The organism is Pseudoxanthomonas dokdonensis, from assembly GCF_001431405.1.
In the GTDB taxonomy this organism is placed as follows: Bacteria; Pseudomonadota; Gammaproteobacteria; order Xanthomonadales; family Xanthomonadaceae; genus Pseudoxanthomonas_A; species Pseudoxanthomonas_A dokdonensis.
On sequence record NZ_LDJL01000004.1, the window covers coordinates 369,797 to 396,029 of the forward strand.

A 26,233-nucleotide genomic window follows, 5' to 3' on the forward strand; every position below is an offset into this window, starting at 1 on the left:
ACGTGATCGACGTCGTAGCAAAAAAACAGAATCTGCTCGACCTCGATCGCGAGGGCATGGAGCGCTTTTTCGCCGAGACCCTCGGCGAGCAGCGTTACCGCGCCCATCAGGTGATGAAATGGATCCATCACCGCTATGTCACCAACTTCGATGACATGACCGACCTCGGCAAGGCGCTGCGTGCGAAGTTGCACGAGCGTGCCGAGGTAGTCGCCTTGAACATCGACTTCGACAAACCGTCGGTCGATGGCACCCACAAGTGGCTGCTCAGCATGGATCGCGGCAGCAACGCGATCGAGACGGTATACATCCCCGACAAGTCGCGCGGCACCTTGTGCGTGTCCTCGCAGGTCGGCTGTGCGCTCAATTGCACCTTCTGTTCCACCGCGACCCAGGGCTTCAACCGCAACCTGTCGACCGCCGAAATCATTGGCCAGGTCTGGGTGGCGGCGCGTCACCTGGGCAATGTCCCGCACCAGCAGCGCCGGCTGACCAACGTGGTCATGATGGGCATGGGCGAGCCGTTGATGAATTTCGACAACGTGGTGCGTGCGATGAACATCATGCGCGACGATCTGGGTTACGGCCTGGCCAGCAAGCGGGTCACCCTGTCGACGTCCGGGCTGGTGCCGTTCATCGACCGCCTGTCGACTGAAACCGACGTCTCGCTGGCGGTATCGCTGCACGCGGCAAACGACGAACTGCGCGAGCAGCTGGTGCCGCTCAACAAGAAGTATCCGATTGCCGAGTTGATGGCTTCCTGTGCCCGCTATCTCGCCCACAGCAAGAAGCGCGATTCGGTGACTTTCGAATACACGCTGATGAAGGGCATCAACGATCAACCCGAGCACGCACGCCAGCTGGCCCGGCTGATGCGCCAGTTCGACAACACCTGCCAGTCGCGCGATGCCGGCAAGGTCAATTTGATCCCGTTCAACCCGTTCCCGGGCACCCGCTACGAGCGCAGTTCCGAGGAAGACATCCGTGCTTTCCAGAAGATCCTGCTCGACAGCAAGGTACTGACCATGGTGCGGCGTACCCGCGGCGACGATATCGATGCCGCCTGCGGCCAGCTGAAAGGGCAGGTGATGGATCGCACCCGGCGCCAGGCCGAGTTCAAGCGTCAACTGCAGTCGCAAGGCGTCAATGATGCGGCAGCGTGAGGTCTGGGCCTGGTTGTTGTTGCCCTGCCTGGTGATGACCGGCTGCAGCCGGCTGACCTTCGTCAAGCCAAAGATGGACCGCAAGGACGGCGAGCAGATCGCGCAGGACTACCACGTGGCCGACAGCCCGGAAGTCCAGAAGCGGATGAAGACCCAGCAGCGCCTTGGCCTGGCTGCCCAGCGCCTGCGCGCCGGTGATTACGCCATGGCCGAGCGCGAGGCGAAGGAAGTGCTGAAGGTTGACCCCGGTTCGGTCGATGCGCTGACCATCCTTGGCATCGCCAGCGACCAGCAGGATGACGTGGCCAAGGCCGGTGAATACTACAAGCGCGCCGCCGATCTGGCTCCGGCCAAGGGCAGTGTGCTCAACAATTACGGCGCCTGGCTGTGCCAGAACCGTGATCCGGCCGAATCGCTGGCCTGGTTCGACCGCGCCTTGAAGGATCCCGGCTACGCATCGCCGGCATCGGCGCTGGCCAACGCCGGCGACTGCGCGCAGCAGGCCGGGCAGTATCCGCGATCCGAACGTGACCTGCGCCAGGCACTGGCACTGGAACCAACCAACGCGGTCGCGCTGGAAGCGCTGGCCCGCAATGCCTATCGAGAGCAGCAGTACATGGACGCCCGCGCGTTCGTTGAACGGCGGCTGGATGCTGCACCGGCCAACGCAAGCGTGTTAAAACTAGCGGCTGGAATCGAGCAGCAGCTGGGTGACACACGTGCCGCCCAGCGCTATCAGCAGACTTTGCGGGCGGAGTTCCCCAATGACGCGAGTGATATTTCCAGGGGGAATGCACGGCAATGACGAATTTGGATTCTATGGATATGCAACAACTGCAGGGCTGTGGTGATTACCTACGGTCAATGCGTGAAAAAGCAGGCTTGAGTCAGCAGGATGCGGCCACCCGTCTGAAGACGCCACTGCGCATCCTGCAGGCGCTGGAAGCCGAGCAGTGGCAACAACTCGGCGCCCCGGTTTTCGTCCGTGGGCAATTGCGCAGTTACGCCAGGTTGCTGGGTGCCGACATCAGCGAATATCTGCATCAGGCCCATCTGGAAGTGGTGCGGCCAGCCGAACTGGTCAGCCACAGCTATACCTCGGGGCTTGACCGCTTCCTTGAGAGCTTCAAGCGCCGGGCGGTCTACGTGGTGCTGACCGCGGTGCTGGTCATCCCGGTGTGGATGGGCGCGCGTTCCCAGCTCGGTTCTGCCGATACCCAGACCACCGCCTCGCTCGACGTGGTGCCGGCGACGGCAAGCGCCGAGGTGGCGACAGGTCCGGCACCGGCCAGTCAGCCGCCTGCCCGACGCGCGCCTGCCACCCCTTACGTTGCCTCGATGGTGCCGATCAGCCGTGCCGACGCACCCGCACTGAGCTTCCACTTCAACGGTGACAGCTGGGTGCAGATCTCCGCTCCTGATGGCAGCCGGGTCGAACAGGCGCTGATGAAGGCTGGCGACGAGCGCAACTATGCCAAGGGTGAGGTCGGCAACGTGGTGCTGGGCAACGCCACGGCGGTCGAAGTTCAGCAGGCGGGTAGTACCGTGGACACCACGCCTTACCAGCGCGGAAGTGTGGCGCGCTTTACGGTATCCTCTGACGGTTCGCTCGCGCCGATCAGCAACTGATCCGCGCGGGCATATCCCTCAACACGGCAAGACCCCGCTCGCGGGGCAAGAGTACGCATGGCGATTGATGACCTGCTCGATGAGCACGAACAAAGTGAACGAGTCCGCAGCTGGCTGCGCAACAATGCGCTGGGGTTGTTGGGCGGGGTAGCGCTGGGACTGGGTGTGATTGTCGGCTGGCAATGGTTCCAGAAACATCGCGCCGAGCAGGAACAGCAAAGCTATCAGGCCTACCAGAAGGCCAATGAGCAGATTGGTGCCGGTGACCTGAAGAAGGCCGAAGCGGCGGTAGCGTCGATCGGTGGCAAGGGCAAGAACGCGGTGTATTCGGAACTGGCCGGCCTGCGTCTGGCCAAGGCCCAGGTCGAGGCCGGCAAGCATGAGGCGGCCATCGCCACCCTGCGTGCGATCAAGCATGACCCGGCCCTGCAGCCGCTGGTCAACGCCCGCCTGGCACGCCTGTTGATCGATACCGGCAAACCGGCCGAAGCGATCAAGGTAATCGGCCAGGCCAGTGATCCTTTCAGCCTGGAAATCCTCGGCGATGCGCTGCAGGCCGACGGCAAGCTGGATCAGGCGCGCGACACCTACAGCAAGGCCCTGGTGGGCATGGACGTGGCGGCACCGCAACGTCGCCTGCTGGAACTGAAACTCGCCGAGGTTGGCGGAACCGTACCCGCCAGCGGAGACAAGGCTTGATGAGTAACTCGAACGCATCGCAGCGTGCGCTGCTGGTCGCCACCCTGCTGGTGGCACTGTCCGGTTGCAGCACGGTCAAGGGCTGGTTCGCCGGCAAGGACGCGGAAGCCAAGAAACTGGCCGAACCGGCCGAGCTGGTCGATTTCACCCCGACCGCAACCGTGACCAAGGTCTGGAAGGCCAACGTCGGCAAGGGCGAAGGCCGGATTGGCCTGCAACAGGGCCCGGTGGTCGTCGATGGTCGCGTTTACGCGGCGGCGGTCGAGGGTGGCGTCGAGGCGCTTGACCTGCAGACCGGCAAGCAGATCTGGCATTACGAGCCGGAGAAGGTCAAGAAACAACCGGAGCTGCGCCTGTCCGGCGGTCCCGGCGCCGGTGACGGTCTGGTCGTGATCGGCACGCTGGACGGCAAGGTCATCGCCCTGGATGCGGACACCGGCACTGAAAAATGGCGTGCGGAAGTGGCCAACGAAGTCATCACCGCTCCGGCCATCGGCCAGGGGCTGGTGCTGGTGCGCAGCAACGATGGTCGGGTCAGTGCGTTCGATGCCGCCAACGGCGAGCGCCGCTGGTTCTGGAACCACGATCTGCCCAGCCTGACCGTGCGCGGCAACGCGCCGGTTACCCTGGGTCCGGGAGTGGCCTTTGTCGGCAACGATGACGGCACTCTGGTCGCACTCGCACTCAACGACGGCCGCCAGGTCTGGTCGCAGTCGATCGGGATTCCCGAAGGCCGCACCGAACTGGATCGCATGTCCGACGTCGACGGCGCCGCAGTGCTGGAAGGCACCACCCTTTACGCCACCAGCTTCAAGGGTGAGACCCTCGCCATCGAAGGCCCCAGCGGCCGCCCGATCTGGAACCGTGACAATGGCGGCGCCGGTGGCCTGGATCTGTCCAGCAGCCTGGTGGTGGTGTCGGATCGTGCCGGCACGGTCTGGGGCCTGGACAAGGCCAGCGGCAACGCCACCTGGTCCAACCCGATTCTGGCCCGTCGTTCGCTGACCGGCGTTACCGTGCAGGGCGACTATGCGGTGGTCGGTGACTACGATGGTTACGTGCATTGGTTGAGCCTCACCGATGGCCAGATTGCCGCGCGCGAACGCGCCGGCGGCGAGCGCATCCGGGCCAAGCCGGTGCTGGCCGACGGGCTGTTGCTGGTGCAGAACGTCGAAGGTGAAATCACCGCGTTCCGGGTCAACTAGTACACGATTGCCCGCAACCTGGGCCTGCGTCCGCCTGAACTGTGCGGACGCTGATGACGACGGCGCCGCGACTTGGGCGCCGTTGTCGTTTAATATTGCCCGCTGACATCGCCGTGCGTCGGGCTTGTGGCCGCGCCGGTGGGCGATGCGTCGCCTGATGGCAACCTCCTTTCTTCACGGCTTCCCGGCACCTGCTCATGCTTCCCCTCGTTGCCCTGGTGGGCCGCCCCAATGTGGGCAAATCAACCCTGTTCAACGCGATGACCCGCAGTCGCGACGCCCTGGTCCATGATCAGCCCGGGGTCACCCGCGACCGTCATTACGGTATCTGCCGTCTCAACGAGGACACCTCGTTCGCGCTGGTCGATACCGGCGGTATCGCCGGCGAGGAAGAAGGCCTGGCCGGTGCCACCGCACGCCAGGCGCGGGCCGCGGCCGCCGAGGCCGACCTGGTGTTGTTCATCGTCGACGGGCGTGAAGGCGCTTCGGCACTGGATGACGAGATTCTGCGCTGGCTGCGCAAGACCGATCGTCCGACCCTGCTGGTCATCAACAAGATGGACGGCATGGATGAGACGACCGTGCTGGCGGACTTCGCCCGCTACGGTTTCAGCGACATGCTGGCGATTTCCGCCGCCCACCGGCAAGGCATCGATGACCTGGTCGATGAAGTCCTGCAGCGTCTGCCAGAGCAGGGCGCGGCAGAAGAGCTGGACACCGATCCCAACCGGGTGCGTATCGCCTTCGTCGGCCGCCCCAACGTCGGCAAGTCGACGCTGGTCAACCGCCTGCTTGGCGAAGAGCGGATGATCGCTTCGGAGGTACCTGGCACCACCCGCGATTCGATCGCCGTGGACCTGGAACGTGGCGGCCGCCAGTACCGGCTGGTCGACACCGCTGGTCTGCGCCGCAAGGCGCGGGTCGAGGAAGCGGTCGAGAAGTTTTCCATCATCAAGACCCTGCAGGCGATCGAGCAGTGCCAGGTCGCCGTGTTGTTGATTGATGCCACCGAAGGCGTCACCGATCAGGATGCCAGCGTGCTCGGTGCCATCCTCGATGCCGGCCGTGCGCTGGTGGTGGCGGTCAACAAGTGGGACGGTTTGACCACCTATCAGCGCGACCAGACCGAAGCGCTGCTGTCGCGCAAACTGAGCTTCGTCGAATGGGCCGAGGCAGTACGCATCTCGGCCAAGCATGGTTCGGGCCTGCTTGAACTGTTCAAGGCCATTCACCGCGCGCACGCCTCGGCGACGAAGGAGTTTGGTACCAGCGAAGTCAACAAGGCGCTGGAAGTGGCCTACGAAACCAATCCGCCTCCGAGCATCCGCGGCCATGTCTCCAAGCTGCGCTACGTGCATCCGGGTGGCAGCAATCCGCCGACGTTCATCGTCCACGGCACCCGTCTGAAGGTGTTGCCGGAGTCATACAAGCGTTATCTGGAGAATTTCTTCCGCAAGCGCTTCAAGCTGGTCGGCACGCCGGTGCAGTTCATTTTCCGCGAAGGCAGCAACCCGTACGAAGGCAAGAAGAACGTCCTGACCGAGCGCCAGATCGCCAAGAAGCGGCGCTTGATCAAGCACGTCAAACGCGGCAAATGAGTTGCCGCTTGAGCTCGCCGCGATGACCGGGTTCCCCAGTCGCATTGCCTTTGCCGAGGCGCTGGAAATGGTCCGCAAGGTCGGCGCTGCCCACGCGACCGGCGCCGAACAGGTACCGACCCGCCGTGCCGATGGCCGGGTGCTGGCGCAGGATGTGACCGCACCGGTCGCCTTGCCGGGCTTCGACAACAGCCGGATGGATGGATTCGCCCTGCGCCATGCGGATCTGGCCGGGTCGGGGACCACGCGTCTGCGTATCGTCGCCGATCAGTTTGCAGGCCATGCCCGGACCCAAGAGTTGGCAAATGGTGAGTGCGTGCGCATCACCACCGGCGCGCCGTTGCCGCCGGGCGCCGATACCGTGGTGATCAAGGAAGACGTCAGTGTCGACGGCGACCTGCTGTCGGTATCGCAGCTGCCCGCGCACGGCGCCGATATCCGCCGTGCCGGCGAGGACGTCGCCCTGGGTGCGCAGGTGCTGCAGGCGGGGATGACGATGACGCCTGCGCGGATCGGACTGGTGGCTTCGCTGGGCCTGGCCGGACTGAGCGTGGCGCGGCGGCCGACGGTGGCGGTGTTCACGACCGGGGATGAACTGGTGGAGCCGGGCATGCCATTGCAGCCCGGGCAGATCTACAACGGCAATCGCGACATGTTGATGGCGCTGTTGCGTCAGCAGGGCCTGGAGCCGACCGCGTGGCCGAGCCTGCCGGATGATCCGCAGCGCATCCAGTCGATGCTGCTGGATGCCGCCTCCGCATTTGATCTGGTGATCACAAGTGGCGGCGTGTCAGCCGGTGAAAAAGACCACTTGCCGGCGTTGCTCAGCGAGCATGGCCGCATCCATTTCTGGAAAGTGTTGATGAAGCCGGGCATGCCGGTGTTGCTCGGGCAGCTGCAGCAGGCGCTGGTGCTGGCCCTGCCGGGCAATCCGGTGTCGAGCCTGGCGACCTTCGTCAGCCTGGGGATTCCATTGCTGGATACGATGCAGCGGCGCCAGGATCCCGCCGCACCGCTGCACGCCGCGCTGGCCTGCGAGTGGAACAAGCAACACCCACGCCATGAGTTCCTGCGCGGCCGACTGCAAAGCGACGGCGATGCGCGCTTGTGGGTGCAACCCAACCCGGCAGACGCCTCGCATCAGCTGCGCGGTGCCGCCGACAGCGACGTGCTGCTGGTGTTGCCGGAAGGCCCCCGCCAGTACCAGCGTGGTGACGTGGTCCAGGTCATCCGCTACTAGAACACGGGGCCACGCACCGCCTCCGCTGCACGGATGGATAACGCGGCCTGATCCACGTTTGGGAGATAATTGGCAGATGGACAAGCCAGAAATTTCCCCACGACAGGTGGCTGCCGCCATCGCCCGCGGCGCACTCTTCATCGACATACGCGCAAGCCATGAACGCGCCAGCGGCCAGGCCGAAAGCGCCAGCGCCATCGAGCAGCGGGATCTGGATCGAGATCCGGCCCAGCATCTGCCGGAACGCTCGCGCGAGATCATCCTCATCTGCCAACGCGGTGGCCGCTCGCTGAGCAGCGCCCGTCGCCTGGCCGAAGCAGGCTATGCCAATGTGTGGTCGGTCGCCGGTGGTACTGATGCCTGGCGCGAAGCCGGGCTGCCGATGGTGCGACCGGAACTGGACCCGGGCAGCGCTGATTTCCTCGAACGCTATTCGCGCCACCTGCTGCTGCCGGAAGTCGGCGAAAGCGGGCAGCGGACACTGGCGGCATCGCGGGTGTTGATGATTGGCGCCGGTGGCCTGGGTTCGCCCGCCGCCTTCTATCTGGCCGCCGCTGGCATCGGCCATCTGCGCCTGGTCGATGACGACGTGGTCGAGCGCAGCAACCTGCAACGACAGATCCTGCATTCGGAAGCGGCCATCGGCCAGCCCAAGGTCGATTCGGCCGCGCGGACGCTGGGCGCGCTCAATCCACGCACCCAGGTGCAGGCCATCCGCGAACGGGTCGGCCCGGAGAATATCGATGCCCTGATGGCCGACGTCGACGTGGTGCTGGATGGGGCCGACAATTTTCCCGCCCGCTATCTGCTCAACGATGCGTGCATCAAGCATGCCAAGCCACTGGTGTACGGGGCGGTGCAGCGGTTTGAGGGCCAGGTCAGCGTGTTCGATGCCGGTCGCCAGCGCGGCCAGGCGCCTTGCTACCGCTGCCTGTTTCCGGAACCTCCACCGGCCGAGTTCGCACCCAATTGCGCCGAAGCCGGGGTGCTGGGGGTCTTGCCGGGCATCATTGGTCTGTTGCAGGCCAACGAGGTAATCAAGCTGCTGCTTGGCATTGGCCGGCCTTTGACCGGCCGCTTGCTGCAGTTCGATGCACTGGGCATGCGCTTTCGCGAAACCCATCTGCGCCCGGATCAGCGCTGCCCGCTATGCGCGCCGGGGCAGGCTTTTCCCGGCTACGTCGATTACCAGGCGTTCTGCGCCAGTCCGGCCTGAGCGGATGTTCCGGCGACCCGATGCCGGGCTTGAATATGTGAGTGGAGCTTTGGCAAACGTGCCTTGATACTCGGGGGCCCTCCGGCCATTGTGCCTGCCGCTTGTTGGCGCTGTGCAGGCCGGAGACACCCTCACATCAAGGAGCTCGCATGTCAGCCAGGACCCTGCAGGGAAAAGTCGCGGTCATCGCCGGAGGCGGCAAGAATCTGGGCGCGCTGATCGCGCACCAGTTCGTCGATGCCGGTGCACGCGGCATTGTCGTCCACTACAACAGCGACGGATCACGTCCCGCTGCCGAGGCCACCGTCGCGGCGCTCAAGGCCAAGGGTGCCGAGGCGATCGCGTTCCAGGGCGATCTCGCCCGGGTCGATAACAACGTCCACCTGTTTGATCTGGCGATCAAGCACTTTGGCACGGTCGATCTCGCCATCAACACCGCGGGCGTGGTCATCAAGAAGCCGATTCTGGAAGTGACCGAAGCGGACTATGAGCAGAGCTTCGCCGCCAACGCCAAGGCCGCTTTTTTCTTCATGCAACAGGCTGGGCGTACCCTCGCTGATGGCGGCAGCATCGTCACCATCGTCAGTTCACTGCTGGCGGCCTACACCGATTCCTACGCCATCTATCCGGGCAGCAAGGCCCCGGTCGAACATTTCACCCGTGCCGCCTCCAAGGAGTTCGGCGCACGCGGCATCAGCGTCAATGCGATTGGCCCCGGGCCGATGGACACGCCGTTCTTCTATGGACAGGAAAGCAAGGAATCTTCGGCTTATCATGCCTCGGCGGCGGCGCTCAGCGGGTTCTCGAAGACCGGGCTGACCGATATCGAGGACATCGCACCGATCGTCCGCTTCCTGGTCACCGATGGCTGGTGGATCACCGGCCAGACCATTTTCGCCAATGGCGGTTACACCACGCGCTGACGCGCAGGAGTCTGCATGCGGACCTTGATCTTGTTGCTTTGCGGGGCAGGGCTGGCGCTGTTGTGGCTATGGCCGATGCGGGCGCGTGGGCAGCACTGGCGGTTGCCGGCGTTCCTGGCACTGTGGCTGGCAGTGGTGGGCTGGAACCTGGCCACCGGCCTGTCGCATGGCTATTCCCTGCAGGAAGAGCTGCCGATCCAGTTGCTGATCTATCTGCTGCCGGCGGCATTGGCGTGGTGGCTGTGGCGCCGCGGCCGGTCTTGCTGACGCCAGCGCAATCGAGGCAGTCACCCCGCCGGGCGGAGTGGGTGGGTCAGGTCGTGCCGGCGCGATAGCTGGCCGGCACGCCTTGATGGAACAGATGCTTGCCAGCCGCAGCCTGCCACCGCGGTGGCGTCGGGCCCGAACCGGGCGGTGACTGGCTGAGCCGCGCTGCCTCAGCCGCCGTGACGCTTCTGCGTGGCTTCGAACGCGGCCAGTTGTTCGGGCGTGGCCGCTTTCTGATGCCTGGCTTTCCACTCGGCAAACGGCATGCCGTAGATGACTTCGCGGGCCTGCTCCTTGTCCATCGGCTGGCCAGCGGCTTCGGCGGCCTCGCGATACCAGTCGGCCAGGCAGTTGCGGCAGAAGCCGGCCTGGATCATCAGGTCGATGTTCTGCACGTCGAGCCGATCCTGGTTGAGATGCTGCAACAGGCGGCGGAAGGCAGCGGCCTCGAGTTCGGTGGTAGTGGTCATGGATTGGTTTGCCTCGCGTGGCTGATTGGCACCAGAGGGCGCCGATGGGGGACAATAGGCGCCGACTTTACACCCGACCACGCCATGACTGCCCGAATCCTGGACGGCCGCCGCATTGCCGAAGATCTGCTCGACCAGCTCAAGACCCAAGTGGACGCGCGGCTGGCCCGTGGCCGTGCCCGTCCTGGCCTGGCGGTGGTGCTGGTAGGCGGCGATCCGGCTTCGGCAGTGTATGTGCGCAACAAGCGGCGCGCCGCCGAGAAAGTAGGCATCCAAGCCTTCGATTACGACTTGCCCGCAGGCACCGGTGAAGCGGAGCTGCTGGCGCTGATTGAGCAGCTGAATGCCGATCCGCGCATCCACGGCATCCTGATCCAGCTGCCGCTGCCCGGCATCAGCGACGCCAGCCGGATTATCGAGCGCATCGATCCCGGCAAGGACGTGGATGGCTTCCACCCGGCCAATGTCGGCCACCTGGCGCTGCGTCAGTTCGGCCTGCGTCCCTGTACCCCGCGTGGCATCACCACCTTGCTCGGCTACACCGACCGGCCGGTACGCGGCAAGAACGCCACCATTGTCGGAGTCAGCAATCACGTCGGCCGGCCAATGGGCCAGGAGTTGCTGATTGCCGGCGCCACCGTGACCAGCTGCCACAAGTTCACTCCCATCGACGTGCTGGAAGCACGCGTCCGCGACGCCGATATTCTGGTGGTGGCGGTTGGGCGGCCCGGGCTGATTCCCGGTGAATGGGTCAAACCGGGCGCGGTGGTCATTGATGTCGGCATCAACCGGCTCGACGACGGCCGGCTGGTCGGCGATGTCGGTTTTGCCGCTGCTGCCGAACGTGCCAGCTGGATCACGCCGGTGCCGGGCGGGGTCGGGCCGATGACGGTGGCCACGCTGATGCAGAACACGCTGGAAGCCGCCGAGGCGGCGGATCGCCAGTAGGACGCTGGGTTCAGCAATCCGCCAGCCTGGCGACTGACAGCAGGGGCATGGACGCGGTACAATTGCGCGCTTCCCCAAACTCGGGTTTGCCGATGCTGCGCATCCAGGCTGAAGCACTAACGTACGACGACGTCTCCCTTGTCCCCGCCCATTCCATTGTCCTGCCCAAGGACGTGCAACTGGGTACCCGGCTCACGCGCGACCTGCGCCTGAACCTGCCGGTCATCTCGGCCGCCATGGACACCGTGACCGAAGCCCGCCTGGCGATTGCCATGGCACAGCTCGGCGGCATGGGCATCATCCACAAGAACCTGACCGTGGAACAACAGGCCATCGAAGTGGCCAAGGTCAAGAAGTTCGAAGCCGGCGTGATCAAGGAGCCGTTTACCGTCGGCCCTGAAACCACCATCCGCGACGTGCTGGCGCTGACCCGCGCGCGCAATATTTCCGGCGTGCCGGTGGTCGATGGCGGCACTCTGGTCGGCATCGTCACCAGCCGCGACATGCGTTTCGAAAGCGAGCTGGACGATCCGGTCCGCCACATCATGACCAAGAAGGATCGCCTGGTCACCGTGCGCGAAGGCGCCAGTGACGAAGAAGTGATGCAGCTGCTGCACAAGCACCGCATCGAGAAGGTACTGGTGGTCAACGACGGTTTCGAACTGCGCGGCCTGATCACGGTCAAGGACATCCAGAAGAAAGACGACAACCCCAACGCCGCCAAGGACAGTGCCACCCGTTTGCTGGTCGGCGCGGCGGTCGGCGTCGGCGGCGATACCGAACAGCGTATCGAGGCACTGGCCGCGGCCGGCGTGGACGTGGTCATCGTCGATACCGCGCACGGTCATTCGCAGGGCGTGCTCGACCGTGTCGCCTGGGTCAAGAAATCATTCCCGAAGCTGCAGGTCATCGGCGGCAACATCGTCACCGGTGACGCCGCATTGGCGTTGATGGATGCCGGTGCCGACGCGGTCAAGGTCGGTGTTGGTCCCGGTTCGATCTGCACCACCCGCGTCGTTGCCGGCGTCGGCGTGCCGCAGGTGACCGCGATCGACATGGTCGCCGAGGCGTTGCAGGACCGCATCCCGCTGATTGCCGATGGCGGCATCCGCTATTCCGGCGATATCGGCAAGGCGATTGTCGCCGGCGCCTCGACGGTGATGATTGGTGGCCTGTTTGCCGGCACCGAGGAAGCACCGGGCGAAGTCGAACTGTTCCAGGGCCGCAGCTACAAGAGCTACCGCGGCATGGGCAGCTTGGGCGCGATGGAAAAGGGCAGCAAGGATCGTTATTTCCAGGACGCCTCCGATGCCGACAAACTGGTGCCGGAAGGCATCGAAGGCCGGGTGCCGTACCGTGGCCCGCTCAGCGGCATCGTCCACCAGCTCGTGGGTGGCCTGCGGGCGACGATGGGTTACGTCGGCTGCGCGACCATCGAAGACATGCGGACCAAGCCCAAGTTCGTCAAGATCACCGGTGCCGGCCAGCGTGAGAGCCACGTCCACGACGTCCAGATCACCAAGGAACCACCGAACTACCGGATGGGGTGAACGGACGCGCTTGCGAGCCAGTGGCTCGCGCGTCCACCAACGCCCGGCCAAGGATGGTTGGGCCGGACCTTCCCGCGCGAAGGTGCCACGCCAGGACGGCGGCAGGGACGTACCCAGTGACGCGCGCGAATCCCGGTTTGCGCGCGTTGCCGCATCCGGAGCCCGCGCGCTCCGTGATTTCTCCTTCAGCAGGGCAGCAGATCGATGACCAACAGCCAGAACGACCGCATCCACAACGACAAGATCCTGATCCTGGATTTCGGCGCCCAGTACACCCAGTTGATCGCGCGACGCATCCGCGAAATCGGGGTCTATTGCGAAATCTGGGCCTGGGATCATGACCCGGACGAGATCGCCGCGTTCGGCGCCAAGGGCATCATCCTGTCCGGCGGTCCGGAATCGACCACCCAGCATGGGGCGCCGCAGGCGCCGCAGCAGGTGTTCGACAGCAATCTGCCGCTGCTGGGCATCTGTTACGGCATGCAGACCCTGGCGGCGCAGCTGGGTGGCGCCACCGAAGCGGCCGATGCCCGCGAATTCGGCCATGCCGAAGTACAACTGGTGGCCCACGACGCCCTGCTCGGCGGCCTGAGCGACCACGCCGGCAAAGCCAGCCTGGATGTCTGGATGAGCCACGGTGACCACGTCGCCAAGGCACCGCCGGGCTGGACCGTGACCGCTACCACCGACCGCATCCCGGTCGCGGCGATGGCCAATGAAGACAAGCGCTGGTATGGCGTGCAGTTCCATCCCGAAGTCACCCACACCAAGCAGGGCCAGACCCTGCTGCGGCGCTTTGTCACCGAGATCTGCGGTTGCCAGACCTTGTGGACCGCCGCCAACATCATCGACGACCAGATTGCCCGCGTGCGCGCGCAGGTCGGCGACGACGAAGTCATCCTCGGCCTATCCGGTGGCGTCGATTCGTCGGTGGTGGCCGCATTGCTGCACAAGGCGATCGGCGACAAACTGACCTGTGTGTTCGTCGATACCGGCCTGTTGCGCTGGCAGGAAGGCGACCAGGTGATGGCGATGTTCGCCGAGCACATGGGCGTCAAGGTCATCCGGGTCGATGCGGCCGATCGCTATTTCTCCGCGCTGGAAGGGGTTGCCGATCCCGAGGCCAAGCGCAAGATCATCGGCAACCTGTTCGTCGAGATCTTCGATGAAGAGTCGAGCAAACTCAGCAATGCAAAATGGTTGGCGCAGGGCACCATCTACCCGGACGTGATCGAGTCGGCCGGCAGCAAGACCGGCAAGGCCCATGTGATCAAGAGCCACCACAACGTCGGCGGCTTGCCCGAGCATATGAAGCTGGGCCTGGTCGAGCCATTGCGCGAACTGTTCAAGGACGAAGTGCGCCGCCTCGGCGTGGAGCTGGGCCTGCCCGAATCGATGGTCTACCGTCATCCGTTCCCCGGACCGGGCCTGGGCGTGCGCATCCTCGGCGAAGTGAAGCGCGAATATGCCGAGCTGCTGGCCAAGGCCGATGCGATCTTCATTGAAGAACTGCGCAAGGCCAACCTGTACGACAAGACCAGCCAGGCATTCGCGGTGTTCCTGCCGGTCAAATCAGTCGGCGTGGTCGGCGATGCCCGCGCCTACGAATGGGTCATCGCCTTGCGCGCGGTGGAAACCATCGACTTCATGACCGCGCACTGGGCGCATCTGTCCTTCGAGTTCCTCGGCCACGTCTCCAACCGCATCATCAACGAACTACGCGGCGTCTCGCGCGTGGTCTACGACATCAGTGGCAAGCCGCCGGCGACGATCGAGTGGGAGTGACCCCGGCTGTTGCCTGAGCCGATGCGGCAACATGCAACGCGATAGGAGAAGGTGATGCTGCGTACTCTGGTGCTGACGATTCTGGCTGCTGTCGCCCCGGTGCCGGCGCTGGCAGCGCAGTCCGTGGTCTACGGGGAACGGCTGGAAGGCTTTGATTACCCGTATGAAGTCCGCGAATACGCGTTCGAGTCGCAGGGCCAGTCATTGGAGATGGCGTACATGGACGTGGCGCCGGCGACCGCGGCCAACGGCATGACGGTGGTGCTGCTGCACGGCAAGAACTTCTGCGGCGCGACCTGGGAGGCCACGATCAAAGAACTGGCTGGCAACGGCTACCGGGTAGTGGCGCCGGATCAGATTGGTTTCTGTCGTTCGAGCAAACCGCGCGGCTATCAGTTCAGTTTCCACCAGCTGGCAGCCAATACCCATGCGCTGTTGCAGCAGGCCGGTGTCGATAAGGCCATCATCATCGGCCACTCGATGGGCGGCATGCTGGCTACGCGCTATGCATTGGATTTTCCGCAGGCGACCACGCAACTGGTACTGGTCAACCCGATCGGGCTGGAGGACTGGGCAGCCAAGGGCGTGCCCTACGCGAGCATCGACGCCAGCTATGCGCAGGAACGCAAGACCAGTTTCGATTCGATCAAGGCGTATCAGTCCAAGTTCTATTACGACGGCCAGTGGAAGCCCGAATACGACCGCTGGGTCGGCATGCTGGCCGGCATGTACGCCGGTCCGGGTGCCGCCAACGTGGCCTGGAACCAGGCGCAGACCTCCGACATGCTGTTCACCCAGCCGGTGGTGCATGAATTTTCACGATTGCGCGCACCGGTGCTGCTGATGATTGGCGGCAGGGACCGCACCGCGCCTGGCGCCAATCGTGCCAGCGCGAAGGTCGCCAGTACGCTGGGCGACTACCCGGCGCTCGGACGCCTGGCGGCGCGGACGATAGCCGATGCCACATTGGTCGAGTTCCCCGAACTCGGCCATTCGCCACAGGTACAGGACCCGGCCCAGTTCCATCGTGCGCTGCTGCCGCGGCTGCGTGGAGCAGTCTCGCAATGAACCCGCAGCAGGCTGACGAACACTGGATGCAGCACGCCTTGGCGCTAGCTGATCGCGCCGAGCGCGAGGACGATGAGATTCCGGTGGGCGCGGTACTGGTGTCAGCCGAGGGCGAGCTGCTGGGCGAGGGCTGGAACCGCAATCTGGCCGAGCATGATCCATCGGCCCATGCTGAAATCGTCGCGATGCGCCAGGCGGGCAGGACGCTGGGCAACCATCGGCTGATTGGCACCACCCTGTACGTGACCCTGGAGCCGTGCGCGATGTGCGCGATGGCGCTGGTGCATGCGCGGGTGGCGCGGGTGGTCTATGCGGCCGCTGATCCCAAGACCGGTGCCTGCGGCAGCGTCTTCGATCTGATGGCCGATCCACGGCACAACCATCGCGTGGCGGTGCAGGGCGGGCTGCTGGCCGACACCGCCAGCCGCAAGCTCAGCAACTATTTCCGCGCCAAACGCGGCAAGCCACCACTGCCATAGACGGGCAGGGCGCCGATGGCGCCTGCTAGGCCTGCCGGTCCTGCTTGTGCTCGACCCCGGCCTGCGCCAGCGCAGGGTTGCAGCGCGGGTCGTGGCGGTGATCCATCTCATCGTTGATGGCGGTCACCGCCAGTCCCGACTCGCGCCCCAGCAACAGGCTGGCCACCAGCATGCACAGCACGCCAATCGCGGCCAGCACGGTGGGAATCATTCCCAGCCGGTGCTGGGCGACCGCATCCACCGCCACGAACAGGCTGGTGGCGACGAAGAACACGATGGCCGCATACAGCAGCTGTCCGGCGCGCAGGATGATCAGGCTGCGCCGCCGCTGCATCTGGATGCGACGCTCGTACAGCATGCGTTCCTTGTCATCGCTGACGCTGGACAATTCAAGCAGCAGGGTACGGGCACGGTCGATGATCCGTGCCAGCCGGTTGTTGGCCGACAGCAGCAGCGACGCGGTCGCGGTCAGGAAGAATGCTGGCGCCAGCATGGCGGTAAGGGTGGCGTATTCCATCTGTTTGTGAGCGTCCAACGGCCGGTGGCTGACAGGGTCTGCGTTATCATGACACGACAACAAGACAAACCTCATGGGCCGCGCTGGCGCCGCCCCAAGGAATCGCGAATGAGCCAACGCCCCGAGCAGTACGACCGTTTGATCTGGATCGACCTGGAAATGACCGGACTGGATACCGGCAATGATTCCATTCTCGAGATCGCCACCATCGTTACCGATTCGCAGTTGAACGTGCTGGCCGAGGGGCCGGAACTGGCGATCCGCCATCCCCTCGAGCGGTTGGAAGCGATGGACGACTGGAACCGCAACCAGCATCGTCATTCGGGCTTGTGGCAGCGGGTGCTGGACAGCCAGGTCAGCATCGGCCAGGCCGAGGCGATGACCGTCGATTTCCTCAGCCAATGGGTGCCGGCCAATGCCTCACCGATGTGCGGCAACTCCATCTGCCAGGATCGCCGCTTCATGCACAGGTTGATGCCGCGGCTTGAGAAGTACTTCCACTATCGCAACCTCGATGTCAGCACCCTGAAGGAGCTGGCGCGACGCTGGGCGCCGGGTGTACTCGATGGCGTGCGCAAGCAGGCCGCGCACACCGCGCTGAGCGACGTGCGTGATTCGATCAACGAGCTGCGGCACTACCGTGATTTCATGGGTCGTTTTGGCGGTTCCGTCGCCAGCTGAAAGCCAGGAAAGGCAAGCAGGGATGATGCAATTACAACAAGGAAGGAAACGCAATGGACCACACGCGCAACATTGTTCTTTCGATGGCGTTGGCCGCGGCATCATGCATCGGCCAGGCGGACGCAGCGGAGAAGAAGCCGAGCATCTACAACGTGGCCATCCTGGTCGGGCAGCACTGCGGCAAGCCGACCTGGATTAATTACGAGCCACATCCCAGCGCCAGCAAGCACAGGACACTGGCGTACTGACACTGGGCAAGACCGGCTACCGCGTTGTTCTCTCACAATTGACCGGGTTCAGTGATTGGACGCTGATGGAGCGACTCAATGACAACTCGCGAGGGGTTGACGACAGTTACGCGCTTTTCACCCGTGACGACCTGAGTCCGTTTGAAGCAGCCTATGTCATAACGCCGTTACCTGAGCAGATGCGCGACACAGACCGGGTACTGCAGGCGTTGGTGAGCATGCAGCAGGACAATGCCGATGGTGGCAAGGTCTCCTTTATCAAGGCTGATACGCCATTCGGGCCCGGGCTGGAGATGATCGTTGCTGGCAGGGCCGGGTCCACTTGTTTCCCAACCTCGCACTTTGTCTACGCAACCGCTGAAGCGCCGTCCATCGGAATAAGCCGATTTGTGGTTCGCGACGAGACGCTGATTGAGTACTCGCTGGTCATGGGCTGGCCCAACGGCCTCGATCAGGATGCCATGGTCAAGCAGGCTCAGCAGCGGATGGACGCATTCCAGCGTGGACTGGTTGCTGAGCCAGGGGTGTAAGAGCTCCGCCACTACCGCAGGCATCTGGCGGCACTGGCGCAAGCATGAAAAACCCCGGCATTGCCGGGGTTTTTGCTGGAACTGAAACGGATGATTTACTGCGGATCCACCGAGGGCTTGTGATCCGGACTGTCGAGTGAGACTCCCTCACCGGTCAGCGCCTGCAACGACTGCTTGATCTGCTCGTTGCCGGACTGATTGCCCTGGGCCAGGTGGTGGTACAGATTGACGTCGCGCTGCGGGAACGGGATGCCGATGCCGGCCTCGTCGAAGCCCAGCTTGATCTTCTCCAGCAACTCGCACTTGGTCAGGAAGAAATCGGCGTTGGCGACATGGCAGCGGATACCGAGGTTGACCGAGTTGTCGGCCAGTTCGTAGACCAGCACGTCGGCCGGCGGTTCGGCCAGGATGCGCTGATCCTGGCTCATGACATCCAGTGCAATGCCGCGTGCCTTGGCGATGCTGGCCGAGTAGCTGATGCCAACCACCAGCTCGATGCGACGCATCACATCGGGGGTCAGGTTGATGATGGAATCGGCGGTAATCAGGCTGTTGGGCAGGACGATGGTCTGGTTGTCGGCGCCGCGCAACGTGGTCTGGAAAATACTGACTGATTCCACTTTGCCGGTCTCGCCGGCAATCGTCACCAGGTTGCCGACCCGGAACGGCTTCAGCGACACCAGCATCACCCCGGAGGCAACATTGGAAAGCGAGTCCTTCAGCGCCAGACCGATGGCCAGGCCGGCGGCACCAAGCACGGCGAAGAACGATGTCACCGGGATGCCGAAGATCGGCATGATGGTCAGCACCACCAGCACCAGCAGGATCACGTAGACCAGCTTGTTCAGGAACAGCACCGCGGTGGTATCGAGGTTGGCCCGTTCCATGGCGCGCGAACTGATCCCGGCTATCCAGCGGGCCATGCGGATACCCACGTAAAGGATGACCAGCGCCGCGACCAGCTTGATCACATACGGCAGCAGCACATGCCCCCAGCCATTGGCCTCAATGGCCTTCAACCAACTTTCCATTCCCTGTCACCTCGTTTGTCGTTTTTGCCGGCACCAATGACAAGCCCCGCATCGCGGGGCTTGTTGGTTGTGACAACCATGTTAGTCGAGTCGTCATTAAGATGGCGACTACGGCCTTTAAGCGGGATTTAACCCCGCTTCTTCGCCAGCTGCAGCCAGGTATCGACCACCGTATCCGGATTCAGCGATACCGATTCGATGCCCTGATCCATCAGCCATTCGGCCAGATCCGGGTGATCCGAGGGTCCCTGGCCGCAGATGCCGATGTATTTGCCCTTGGCGCGGGCGGCCTGGATCGCCATCGACAGCATCTTCTTGACCGCCGGATTCCGTTCGTCGAACAGGTCGGCGATGATGCTGGAGTCACGATCAAGGCCCAGGGTCAGCTGGGTCATGTCATTGGAACCGATCGAGAAGCCGTCGAAGATATCCAGGAATTCATCGGCCAGCAGCGCGTTGGACGGCACCTCGCACATCATGATGATCTTCAGCCCCGGCTTGCCGTCACTGGCGCCATCGCCTTGCTTGAGGCCGTGTTTGGCCAGCACCTCGATGACCTTGCGGCCTTCTTCCAGCGTGCGCACGAACGGGATCATCACCCACAGATTGTCCAGGCCCATCTCGTCGCGGACCTTGCGCACGGCCTGGCATTCCAGTGCGAATGCCGGTTCGAACGATTCGGAGACATAGCGACTGGCGCCACGGAAACCCAGCATCGGGTTTTCCTCGTGCGGCTCGTAAGCGGCGCCGCCGATCAGGTTGGCGTACTCGTTGGACTTGAAATCCGACAGGCGCACGATGACCGGATTCGGCGCCACCGATGCGGTGATGGTGGCAATGCCTTCAGCCAGGCGATTGACGTAGAAGCTGACCGGGTCGGCGTAGCCGGCGATTTTCTCGTCGATTTTCTGCCGGGTCTGGCGGTCCTGGCGGTCGTATTCCAGCAATGCCAGCGGGTGGATGCCGATATGGCTGGCGATGATCATTTCCAGCCGGGCCAGGCCGATGCCGGCATTGGGCAACTGGCCGAAGTCGAAGGCGCGCTCGGGGTTGGCGACATTCATCATGATCTTCAGCGGTGCCGGCGGCATGTTGCCGAGATCGGTGGTGGTGCGCTCGGACGCCAGCTTGTCGGCGTAGATGAAGCCGGTGTCACCTTCGGCACAGCTGACGGTGATTTCGCGGCCGTCTTCGATCAGATCCAGTGCGTTGCCGGTGCCGACCACCGCCGGCACGCCGAGTTCGCGGGCGATGATCGCGGCGTGGCAGGTACGCCCACCGCGGTTGGTGACGATGGCACTGGCGCGCTTCATCACCGGTTCCCAGTCGGGGTCGGTCATGTCGGCGACCAGCACGTCGCCGGGCTGGACCCGCGCCATGTCATCCAGCGAACGCACCACGCGGGCGACGCCGGCGCCGATCTTCTGGCCGATGGCGCGGCCTTCGGCGATGACCTGACCACGCTGCTGCAGCGCATAGCGCTCGATCTGGGTGGCCTTGCCGCGTGACTTCACCGTCTCCGGGCGCGCCTGCACGATGAACAGTTTGCCGCTGACACCGTCCTTGGCCCATTCGATGTCCATCGGCCGGCCGTAATGCTCCTCGATGGTCAGCGCCTGCCGCGACAGCAGCTGCACGTCCTCATCGCTGATCGAGAAGCGGTTGCGCAGATCGGCGGGGGTGTCTTCGATCTTGACCCGCTCGCCCGGCGCGTCGGAATACACCATGCGCAGCAGCTTGCTGCCCAGCGAGCGGCGCAGGATCGCCGGCTTGCCCTGTTTAAGGGTGGGCTTGTAGACGTAGAACTCGTCGGGATTGACCGCGCCCTGGACGACCATTTCGCCGAGACCAAGGCTGGAGGTGACGAACACCACGTCGCGGAAGCCGGATTCGGTGTCGAGGGTGAACAACACGCCGGAGGCACCGACATCCGAACGGACCATCAACTGCACGCCGGCCGACAGGAACACGTCCTCGTGCTTGAAGCCGTGATGGACGCGGTAGGCGATGGCGCGGTCGTTGTAGAGGCTGGCAAAGACTTCCTTGACCTTGCGCACGACATCGTCGGCACCGGTCACATTGAGGAAGGTTTCCTGCTGGCCGGCGAAGCTGGCATCGGGCAGATCCTCGGCGGTGGCCGAGGAGCGTACCGCCACCGCGACGTCGGCACCGTCGCCATTCTCCGCGCAGAGCTGCGTGTAGGCCTCGCGGATGTCCTTGTCCAGCGCCGGTTGCAGCGGGGCGTCAATGACCCATTGGCGGATTTCCCTGCCGGCGGCGGTCAGTGCGGCGACGTCTTCGACGTCCAGCGTCGCCAGTTTGTCGAAGATGCGCTTGGACAGTTCGTTGTGGGCGATGAAATCCTTGAACGCCTCCGAGGTGGTGGCATAGCCGCCCGGGACCGAAACGCCGAGGCTGGCCAGATTGCCGATCATCTCGCCGAGGGACGAGTTCTTGCCGCCAACGCGGGCCAGATCGGCCAGACGCAACTGATGCAGCCACAGGATATTCTGGTTCAAGCGCTATGCTCCAAATCGGGATGCCTGCGCGCCGAAGGACCGACGGCACGGCCGTGTCGTGGGGAAAGGAGCGATATGATGACGTGCAGACCAATTGCATACAAGCTTGATTTGACGAGGTATACGTGGTGACTGAAGCAAATTCCGAGGAAGCGGCCGTGCGGCCGGTGTTCTACGTCTCCGATGGCACCGGTATCACCGCCGAGACCATCGGCCACAGCCTGCTGACCCAGTTCACCGGAACCCGCTTCCAGACCGACCGCATATCGTTCGTCGACGATGAGGAAAAAGCGTTGGACGCGGCCGATCGGATCCGTCGCGCCGGCGAAAAGGCCGGTAGCCGGCCGATCGTGGTCAATTCATGCGTGGACCCACGGTTGAGCGCGGCGCTGGCGCAGAGCGGGGCGCTGATGCTGGACGTATTCGCACCGTTCATCGAGCCGCTGGAGCGCGAACTGGGCGCGATGCGCCAGGCCCGGGTCGGCCAGGCCCACGGCATCGTCGATTTCGACACCTATCACCGCCGCATCAACGCGATGAATTTCGCCCTGACCCATGATGATGGCGTGGCCATCAACTACGACGAGGCCGACGTCATCCTGGTCGCCGTCTCGCGGGCCGGCAAGACGCCGACCTGTGTCTATCTGGCGCTGCATTACGGGATTCGCGCGGCCAATTATCCGTTGACCGATGGCGATCTGGAGACCGACCGCCTGCCGGCGCGGCTGCGGCCTTACCGGCGCAAACTGTTCGCCCTGACCATCGACCCCGAACGGCTGCACCAGATCCGGCAGGAACGCCGGCCCAATTCCAGCTACGCGCGGCTGGATACCTGCCGGCGCGAAGTCGCCGCCGGCGAGGCGATGTTCCAGGTCGAACGTTTGCCGACCCTCAGCACCACCAACAAATCGATCGAGGAGATCTCCAGCAAGGTGCTGTCGACCCTGGGCCTGCAACGGGAAATGTTCTGAATGCCGGCCGCTGGCCGGACTCTGGCAACAACCGCAGAATGGGGGCGCTGCCGCATGCTTTCAATGCTGCTCAAAGCGCCTGCGAGCGTGTAGCATCGCTGCATGGATCATGCATTGGCCCGCATCGCGCGCATTCCCAAACTCAGCCGCTTCGGTTGGCTGATGGCGCTGTATGCGGAAAACCACCAGCGCCTGTCGCGGCTGTTCGACCTGCAGACGCTGGCCGTCGGCAGCTACGTGTCCTCGGTCGGTGACGGCCTGGACCTGCGGGTGGATGTCATCGAGACCCACCGCTACACGATTGAACTGCGCCTGACCTACGACATCTGCGACCCGTTGACCGGCGAGCCGGACCCGTCGGCATTCGTGCGTTTCTATCGCGATGCACACCAGGTCGAAGCCACCCACTGCTACGTGGGCCGACGCTGGCAGGATGTCATCGGTCTGTACCCGCCGCCGGCCGAAGTGGTCGGCCATCGCATGCGGATGAACACCTTCCTCGGCAAATGGCTGGAATACCTGGCCGGCCAGGGCCATGACAAGCGCACGCTGCGGCCGGTTCCGATTGGCGCGACCCGGGCGCAGGACGCGGCCTGATGGCCGCTGGCGGAACCATCCAGCGCTGAAGCCGGTCCAGGCAGCCGATCCGCCGGTGCTCAGCCCAGGCGCATGAAACGAATGGCGTTCAAGCGGCGCTTGCCCTTGCTGGTCTTGGCCGAATCGCGACTGAGATTGATGATGTCGACGGCACCTTCGTCTTCCAGTTCCAACACGCGTTGCGCGACCTCGTCAAAGCTGCGTTCACTCAGTCCCAGCGACTCGGCGGTCCAGCGGACATCGCGGTTCAGGGGCACTTGCAGCAGCAACTGGTCGACCAGGGGATCATCCTTCATCACGGCGGGCTCCAGGCAGGGCAGCATCGGACAATGGGTTGCTGGGTATCGGTGGAACCCACACCCACAGGCCTTGGATGCCAGTGGGCGGGTGAAACGGACGTGAGCCGGAGACAGGCGGGGGACGGGCTCACTGGCCTTATAGCACGCCATCGGCCGGAAAGCACAAAGCCCGGCGGAACCGGGCTTTGGCTGGAAATGGCGTCCCCACGGGGATTCGAACCCCGGTCGCCACCGTGAAAGGGTGATGTCCTAGGCCTCTAGACGATGGGGACGCGTTAATCGGTACTGCTCGAATTGTAGAGTGCGCCAGCGGGCCTAAGCGCTGGTGCCGACACGGAACCTGGTGGAGCCAGGCGGGATCGAACCGCCGACCTCTTGCATGCCATGCAAGCGCTCTCCCAGCTGAGCTATGGCCCCGGAATTCCGGTCTTTCAACAAAAGAGCCCGGTTTCCCGGGCTCTCCTGTTTTTAAATGGCGTCCCCACGGGGATTCGAACCCCGGTCGCCACCGTGAAAGGGTGATGTCCTAGGCCTCTAGACGATGGGGACGCGTTAATCGGTACAGCTTGAATTTTTTGCCACATCCAACGGGCCTAATCGTCGGATTTGGTGGAGCCAGGCGGGATCGAACCGCCGACCTCTTGCATGCCATGCAAGCGCTCTCCCAGCTGAGCTATGGCCCCACGATGCTGGCAGGAGCGGAATTGTAGACAGCCGTTTAACGAGTTGCAAGCGATTGCGGCAAAAAAACTTTGCAACTGGCGAAATCGGTACGGGCCGGTTCAAATACACCGGTTGGATATCCGTGGAAGCGCAGGCGTTGAACATCGATTTTGTCGTTAACCGTTGGGCCGCGTGGGCACCGGGCGTGCAGACGCAGGCGCAATGGCAGGCATGGGCGCAAGCGCCGTGGTTGCCTGTGGGCGATGACAGTCCGGCGCTGTCGGAAGTGGCGCCAATGCAACGCCGGCGCATCGAGCGACTGGGGCGGATGGCGATCCAGACCGCTTACTGGTGCCAGTCGGCGGCAAGGGATGATCTACCGATGATCTTCGCTTCGCGCCACGGCGATGTCGCCGGCTCGCTCAGACTGCTGGAAAGCCTGGTCAGCGAACAGGCGCTGTCGCCGACGGGCTTTGGCCTGTCGGTGCACAACGCGATTGCCGCGCTGTATTCGATCATCGAAAACCGCACCGGCAACTATCTGGCGGTGGCTGGAGGGGCGGCGACGCCGGAAGTGGCGATGGTCGAAGCGGCCGGGTTGCTGGCCGATGGAGCCGATGAGGTGATGGTGGTCTGCTACGACGCGTCATTGCCGGATCTGTATGCGGACTTCGCCGAAGAACCCAGCGCCTTCCACGCCTGGTGCTGGCAGGTGGCCGCTGGCGACGGCAGCGACGCCATCGGCCTGAGCTGTGGCGCAGGCCAGGCCAGCACGGAGGCGCCATCGGCGCTGTTGCCGCACAACCTGGATGTATTGCGCTGGTGGCTGTCTGGAGATCGGCTATTGCAGGCCCGCGCCGATGCCAGCCACTGGCAATGGCAACGTCATGGCTGAACGCCTGGATCGCGCCTGGCGGGTATTCGGTACCGGCTTGAGCTTCCTCGCCTTTGGCGTTGGCGGCGTGTTGCTGCGGGTGCTGGTGCTGCCGCCGCTGCAATGGTGGGTACGCGAACCGATGCGCCGGCAACGGCTGGCACGTCGGCTGGTGCAACGCAGCTTTGCCAGCCATGTCTGGCTGATGCAGCTGCTGGGGGTGATGAGTTACGAAATCCGCAACCCGCAACGGCTGCGTCGCGATGGCCTGTTGATCCTGGCCAATCACCCGACCCTGATCGATGTGGTCCTGCTGATCGCGCAGCTGCCCAATGCCGATTGCGTGGTCAAGTCGGCGGTGGCGCGCAACCCGTTCATGCGCGGCCCGGTGCGTGCGGCCGGCTATGTCGCCAACGACGACGGCGCCGGGCTGGTCGAGGACTGCATCGCCGCGGTACGGGCCGGCGGCAATCTGGTGATTTTCCCGGAGGGGACGCGGACGCCGCGTGACGGGACGTTCAAGTTGCAGCGCGGGGCGGCCAACATTGCGGTGCGCGGACGGCTCGATGTCACCCCGGTCATCATTTCCTGCACGCCGCTGACCCTCGGTAAAGGCGAGAAATGGTATCGTGTGCCGTCGCGCAGGATGCATGTGGTCATCGATGTACTGGATGATTTGCCGGTCAGCCGGTTCCTGAATGATGTCGACCAGACCTCCGGGGGCGAAGCGCTGGCGGCACGACGTTTGACTGATTACCTCGCCCGTTTATTTTCAGGGGAATTACCGCGTGCAAGTACTTGAGGACGAGATCAAGGAATTGATCATTTCGTCACTATCGCTGGAAGACGTGGCGCCGGCGGATATCGATCCGACCGCTCCATTGTTCGTCGAGGGCCTGGGCCTGGACTCGATCGATGCACTGGAACTGGGCCTGGCCCTGCAGAAGCGCTACGGTGTCAGCCTGTCGGCCGACTCCCAGGAAACCCGCCGGCACTTTTCCAGCGTGCGGGCACTGGCTGAATTTGTCGCATCACAGGGACAGGAACCGTCGCTGTAGCGAGG

At 64.0% G+C, this 26,233-nt stretch carries 28 protein-coding genes and 4 tRNA genes; 23 read left to right on the top strand and 9 right to left on the bottom strand.

The features are described from left to right. Window positions 1-2: 2 nt before the first annotated feature. The 10 genes from rlmN to ABB29_RS04815 all read left to right on the top strand — a co-directional run bounded on the left by rlmN (window position 3) and on the right by ABB29_RS04815 (window position 9,940). The gene (gene rlmN / locus ABB29_RS04770; protein ID WP_057657459.1) at window positions 3-1,163 is read left to right on the top strand and encodes a dual-specificity RNA methyltransferase RlmN; all 1,161 of its coding nucleotides are present in this window, start codon (window positions 3-5) and stop codon (window positions 1,161-1,163) included. Further along, the gene (pilW, locus tag ABB29_RS04775; RefSeq protein WP_057657543.1) at window positions 1,150-1,968 is read left to right on the top strand and encodes a type IV pilus biogenesis/stability protein PilW; all 819 of its coding nucleotides are present in this window, start codon (window positions 1,150-1,152) and stop codon (window positions 1,966-1,968) included. Before rlmN ends, pilW begins: the two co-directional genes overlap by 14 nt. Beyond that, entirely contained in the window at window positions 1,965-2,792 is an 828-nt protein-coding gene (locus ABB29_RS04780) for a helix-turn-helix domain-containing protein (RefSeq protein WP_057657460.1), read from the top strand. Before pilW ends, ABB29_RS04780 begins: the two co-directional genes overlap by 4 nt. 57 nt (window positions 2,793-2,849) lie before the next feature. Beyond that, the gene (locus ABB29_RS04785) at window positions 2,850-3,491 is read left to right on the top strand and encodes a YfgM family protein (protein ID WP_057657461.1); all 642 of its coding nucleotides are present in this window, start codon (window positions 2,850-2,852) and stop codon (window positions 3,489-3,491) included. Further along, the gene (gene bamB, locus ABB29_RS04790) at window positions 3,491-4,696 is read left to right on the top strand and encodes an outer membrane protein assembly factor BamB (protein ID WP_057657462.1); all 1,206 of its coding nucleotides are present in this window, start codon (window positions 3,491-3,493) and stop codon (window positions 4,694-4,696) included. The genes ABB29_RS04785 and bamB overlap by 1 nt, the downstream gene beginning before the upstream one ends. Window positions 4,697-4,893: 197 nt before the next feature. Beyond that, window positions 4,894-6,294, top strand: a complete 1,401-nt coding sequence (gene der, locus ABB29_RS04795) for a ribosome biogenesis GTPase Der (protein ID WP_057657463.1) — start codon at window positions 4,894-4,896, stop codon at window positions 6,292-6,294. Window positions 6,295-6,316: 22 nt separating this feature from the next. Next, window positions 6,317-7,534 carry a molybdopterin molybdotransferase MoeA gene (locus ABB29_RS04800; protein WP_057657464.1) on the top strand — a complete coding sequence of 406 codons (1,218 nt, stop codon included), beginning with the start codon at window positions 6,317-6,319 and terminating at the stop codon, window positions 7,532-7,534. Between the two features lie 76 nt (window positions 7,535-7,610). Further along, complete coding sequence (gene moeB / locus ABB29_RS04805; protein WP_057657465.1) at window positions 7,611-8,750, top strand: molybdopterin-synthase adenylyltransferase MoeB; 1,140 nt, start codon at window positions 7,611-7,613, stop codon at window positions 8,748-8,750. Between the two features lie 149 nt (window positions 8,751-8,899). After that, window positions 8,900-9,673, top strand: coding sequence for an SDR family oxidoreductase (locus ABB29_RS04810; protein WP_057657466.1), 774 nt, complete (start codon window positions 8,900-8,902; stop codon window positions 9,671-9,673). Window positions 9,674-9,688: 15 nt separating this feature from the next. Continuing rightward, window positions 9,689-9,940: a hypothetical protein gene (locus tag ABB29_RS04815; protein ID WP_083487475.1), complete on the top strand. Its 252-nt coding sequence runs from the start codon at window positions 9,689-9,691 to the stop codon at window positions 9,938-9,940. A gap of 170 nt (window positions 9,941-10,110) precedes the next feature. Here the strand turns inward: ABB29_RS04815 and ABB29_RS04820 are convergent, their stop codons facing one another. Then, window positions 10,111-10,410, bottom strand: a complete 300-nt coding sequence (locus ABB29_RS04820; RefSeq protein WP_057657468.1) for a DUF1244 domain-containing protein — start codon at window positions 10,408-10,410, stop codon at window positions 10,111-10,113. Between the two features lie 84 nt (window positions 10,411-10,494). On the opposite strand from ABB29_RS04820, the gene folD reads away from it, so the two are divergent. From folD to tadA, 5 genes are all read left to right on the top strand, one after another. Next, window positions 10,495-11,358 (top strand): bifunctional methylenetetrahydrofolate dehydrogenase/methenyltetrahydrofolate cyclohydrolase FolD, encoded by an 864-nt coding sequence (gene folD / locus ABB29_RS04825; RefSeq protein ID WP_057657470.1) that lies wholly within the window; start codon window positions 10,495-10,497, stop codon window positions 11,356-11,358. A gap of 92 nt (window positions 11,359-11,450) precedes the next feature. Then, on the top strand, window positions 11,451-12,908 hold the full coding sequence (gene guaB / locus ABB29_RS04830) for an IMP dehydrogenase (RefSeq protein ID WP_057657471.1): 1,458 nt from the start codon (window positions 11,451-11,453) through the stop codon (window positions 12,906-12,908). A 204-nt stretch (window positions 12,909-13,112) separates the two neighbouring features. After that, complete coding sequence (guaA, locus tag ABB29_RS04835; RefSeq protein WP_057657472.1) at window positions 13,113-14,693, top strand: glutamine-hydrolyzing GMP synthase; 1,581 nt, start codon at window positions 13,113-13,115, stop codon at window positions 14,691-14,693. A gap of 54 nt (window positions 14,694-14,747) precedes the next feature. Then, on the top strand, window positions 14,748-15,761 hold the full coding sequence (locus tag ABB29_RS04840) for an alpha/beta fold hydrolase (RefSeq protein WP_057657473.1): 1,014 nt from the start codon (window positions 14,748-14,750) through the stop codon (window positions 15,759-15,761). Further along, on the top strand, window positions 15,758-16,240 hold the full coding sequence (tadA, locus tag ABB29_RS04845) for a tRNA adenosine(34) deaminase TadA (protein ID WP_057657474.1): 483 nt from the start codon (window positions 15,758-15,760) through the stop codon (window positions 16,238-16,240). Before ABB29_RS04840 ends, tadA begins: the two co-directional genes overlap by 4 nt. A 25-nt stretch (window positions 16,241-16,265) precedes the next feature. Here the strand turns inward: tadA and ABB29_RS04850 are convergent, their stop codons facing one another. Then, window positions 16,266-16,757 carry a DUF2721 domain-containing protein gene (locus tag ABB29_RS04850; RefSeq protein ID WP_083487477.1) on the bottom strand — a complete coding sequence of 164 codons (492 nt, stop codon included), beginning with the start codon at window positions 16,755-16,757 and terminating at the stop codon, window positions 16,266-16,268. A gap of 108 nt (window positions 16,758-16,865) precedes the next feature. Between ABB29_RS04850 and orn the strand changes: the two genes are divergently transcribed. The 3 genes from orn to ABB29_RS04865 all read left to right on the top strand — a co-directional run bounded on the left by orn (window position 16,866) and on the right by ABB29_RS04865 (window position 18,216). Beyond that, on the top strand, window positions 16,866-17,438 hold the full coding sequence (gene orn / locus ABB29_RS04855; protein ID WP_057657475.1) for an oligoribonuclease: 573 nt from the start codon (window positions 16,866-16,868) through the stop codon (window positions 17,436-17,438). 53 nt (window positions 17,439-17,491) lie between these two features. Beyond that, a complete protein-coding gene (locus ABB29_RS04860; protein WP_057657476.1) occupies window positions 17,492-17,686 on the top strand; it encodes a hypothetical protein in 195 nt (64 codons plus the stop codon). A 65-nt stretch (window positions 17,687-17,751) separates the two neighbouring features. Continuing rightward, window positions 17,752-18,216 (top strand): hypothetical protein, encoded by a 465-nt coding sequence (locus ABB29_RS04865; RefSeq protein WP_057657477.1) that lies wholly within the window; start codon window positions 17,752-17,754, stop codon window positions 18,214-18,216. Window positions 18,217-18,311: 95 nt separating this feature from the next. Here ABB29_RS04865 and ABB29_RS04870 read toward each other — a convergent pair whose 3' ends face one another. Both ABB29_RS04870 and ppsA read right to left on the bottom strand, forming a co-directional pair. After that, window positions 18,312-19,235 (bottom strand): mechanosensitive ion channel family protein, encoded by a 924-nt coding sequence (locus tag ABB29_RS04870; RefSeq protein ID WP_170185847.1) that lies wholly within the window; start codon window positions 19,233-19,235, stop codon window positions 18,312-18,314. Window positions 19,236-19,375: 140 nt separating this feature from the next. Beyond that, entirely contained in the window at window positions 19,376-21,766 is a 2,391-nt protein-coding gene (gene ppsA, locus ABB29_RS04875; RefSeq protein WP_057657478.1) for a phosphoenolpyruvate synthase, read from the bottom strand. Window positions 21,767-21,894: 128 nt separating this feature from the next. Between ppsA and ppsR the strand changes: the two genes are divergently transcribed. Next, complete coding sequence (ppsR, locus tag ABB29_RS04880) at window positions 21,895-22,737, top strand: posphoenolpyruvate synthetase regulatory kinase/phosphorylase PpsR (protein ID WP_057657544.1); 843 nt, start codon at window positions 21,895-21,897, stop codon at window positions 22,735-22,737. 102 nt (window positions 22,738-22,839) lie between these two features. Further along, window positions 22,840-23,334, top strand: coding sequence for a DUF1249 domain-containing protein (locus tag ABB29_RS04885; RefSeq protein WP_057657479.1), 495 nt, complete (start codon window positions 22,840-22,842; stop codon window positions 23,332-23,334). Between the two features lie 59 nt (window positions 23,335-23,393). Here the strand turns inward: ABB29_RS04885 and ABB29_RS04890 are convergent, their stop codons facing one another. From ABB29_RS04890 to ABB29_RS04910, 5 genes are all read right to left on the bottom strand, one after another. Further along, a complete protein-coding gene (locus tag ABB29_RS04890) occupies window positions 23,394-23,630 on the bottom strand; it encodes a hypothetical protein (protein ID WP_157062493.1) in 237 nt (78 codons plus the stop codon). 199 nt (window positions 23,631-23,829) lie between these two features. Beyond that, window positions 23,830-23,905 (bottom strand) — tRNA-Glu (locus tag ABB29_RS04895). 69 nt (window positions 23,906-23,974) lie between these two features. After that, window positions 23,975-24,050 (bottom strand) — tRNA-Ala (locus tag ABB29_RS04900). Between the two features lie 56 nt (window positions 24,051-24,106). After that, window positions 24,107-24,182: transfer RNA gene (locus tag ABB29_RS04905), tRNA-Glu, on the bottom strand. A gap of 58 nt (window positions 24,183-24,240) precedes the next feature. After that, window positions 24,241-24,316, bottom strand: a tRNA-Ala gene (locus ABB29_RS04910). Window positions 24,317-24,453: 137 nt separating this feature from the next. On the opposite strand from ABB29_RS04910, the gene ABB29_RS04915 reads away from it, so the two are divergent. Genes ABB29_RS04915 through ABB29_RS04925 form a run of 3 tightly spaced genes read left to right on the top strand, consistent with a single transcriptional unit; the run spans window position 24,454 to window position 26,228 of the window. Next, window positions 24,454-25,191 carry a beta-ketoacyl synthase chain length factor gene (locus ABB29_RS04915; RefSeq protein WP_170185848.1) on the top strand — a complete coding sequence of 246 codons (738 nt, stop codon included), beginning with the start codon at window positions 24,454-24,456 and terminating at the stop codon, window positions 25,189-25,191. Next, window positions 25,184-25,972, top strand: coding sequence for a lysophospholipid acyltransferase family protein (locus ABB29_RS04920; RefSeq protein WP_057657546.1), 789 nt, complete (start codon window positions 25,184-25,186; stop codon window positions 25,970-25,972). The genes ABB29_RS04915 and ABB29_RS04920 overlap by 8 nt, the downstream gene beginning before the upstream one ends. Next, a complete protein-coding gene (locus tag ABB29_RS04925; RefSeq protein WP_057657481.1) occupies window positions 25,959-26,228 on the top strand; it encodes a phosphopantetheine-binding protein in 270 nt (89 codons plus the stop codon). The genes ABB29_RS04920 and ABB29_RS04925 overlap by 14 nt, the downstream gene beginning before the upstream one ends. Window positions 26,229-26,233 lie beyond the last annotated feature (5 nt).